Source organism: Malaciobacter halophilus (assembly GCF_002837275.1).
Taxonomy (GTDB): Bacteria; Campylobacterota; Campylobacteria; order Campylobacterales; family Arcobacteraceae; genus Malaciobacter; species Malaciobacter halophilus.
In genome coordinates, this window is sequence record NZ_NXIF01000072.1 from 1 (window position 1) to 1,093 (window position 1,093).

The following is a 1,093-nucleotide window of genomic DNA, read 5'->3' on the forward strand; positions in this document are numbered from 1 at the left end:
TAAAGATACTAAAATTTCCAAGAGATTTTAGCAGATAAAGTTTGATTAGAGAAAGATGAATCTCTACCTTCATAATTATATTCAAATCTAAAATCAACATCCTCAGAGAAATTAGTTTTAAAACCAATACCAGCTTCATAAGAGAACTTAGATAAATCCATACCCTTAGTAGTAAAAGCTAAATCAGAATTACCAGCATAAGACGAAGAAGAAGAGTTATCACTTTGTTTTAAATCATAGTTAATCATAGCATTAGATAAAAGAGTAAAAGAGTTATTTAAATTATATTCAAAATCAGCACCAATACCAAGCTTGAAAGAACTAGTAGAGAACTTATCAACATTTAAATTAAGATTATTTGCACCACTTTCTTTATAAGAAGGATTTTTCATATAAGTATACATACCTCTAATAGTAGGAACAAAAAGAAGATTATCATTAAGTTGCATATTCTTAATAAGCCTTAAAGAAGCAGAAGCAATTTTACCATTAAAATCAGAAGTTGCAGTAGTATTAGTAGTATGTTCTTTTCTAGAAGTTTTAGTATCTTGAATACCTAAACTTAATTGATAAAACAAAAAAGTATCTTTGTCAAAAATAGGAGTACTACCATAAGCAACAAGATTATAAATATCTAAATCACTAGATTGAGAAACATTATTTGTATCAATTTCGCCAGAAGCATAAACAAAAGCTAAACCAAATCTACTATTATTTCCAAACTCTTTATCAGCACCAATAGCAAAACCATAAGAGTCAAAATCATAACCATCATAACCATCTTTGTCATCTTGAGAAGCTTTAGAAACAAAAGCTTTATACCAAGCATTGTTATTAGAAAGCATATCATCACCAGAGTTAGCCCCTCTAAAAGAAGAGATACCTCTAATACCAAGTTGTCTACCAGAAACAACACTACCAATAGTTTGTTGAACTTGATTAGAGCTATTAGCTAAAGCAGTAGCAACAACAGGAGTAGTTTCCTTAACAGCTTGAGCAACTTCTTTATCAGTTGCTTTACTATTAAGTGCAGAGATAAATCCATCTAAAGTATTACCACTATCTTTTATCTTATCTAATACTCTTGCTGCAT

The 1,093-nt window shown here is 29.5% G+C and carries 1 protein-coding gene; it reads right to left on the reverse strand.

From position 1 onward, the window contains the following. Nucleotides 1-8: 8 nt before the first annotated feature. Nucleotides 9-1,093, reverse strand: a 1,085-nt coding sequence (locus CP960_RS13085; protein WP_133121158.1) for an autotransporter outer membrane beta-barrel domain-containing protein, incomplete at its 5' end; no start/stop codon positions are given.